This window comes from Paenibacillus cucumis (ex Kampfer et al. 2016) (assembly GCF_019748695.1).
GTDB lineage: Bacteria > Bacillota > Bacilli > Paenibacillales > Paenibacillaceae > Paenibacillus > Paenibacillus polysaccharolyticus.
This window is the reverse complement of record NZ_JACLIC010000075.1, coordinates 1-327: the sequence shown is the minus strand read 5'-3', so window position 1 is coordinate 327 and position 327 is coordinate 1. Positions and strand designations below refer to the sequence as shown.

Annotated in this window: 1 rRNA gene; it reads left to right on the top strand. The window is 50.2% G+C overall.

The features are described from left to right. Positions 1-327, top strand: a 23S ribosomal RNA gene (locus H7T88_RS28495); the annotation flags it as partial.

Below are 327 nucleotides of genomic sequence, written 5' to 3'. Positions count from 1 at the left end.
TGTCCGAATGGGGAAACCCAGCTGGGGTAATATCCAGTTACTCATAACTGAATACATAGGTTATGTAGAGGCATACCAGGGGAACTGAAACATCTAAGTACCCTGAGGAAGAGAAAACAATAGTGATTCCGTCAGTAGCGGCGAGCGAACGCGGAGAAGCCCAAACCAAAGAGCTTGCTCTTTGGGGTTGTGGGACGTCTCACATGGAGTTACAAAGGAACCGGTTAAGCGAAGAGGTCTGGAAAGGCCCGCCAAAGAAGGTAAAAGCCCTGTAATTGAAAGTCTGTTCCCTCCGAGACGGATCCCGAGTAGTGCGGGGCACGTGAA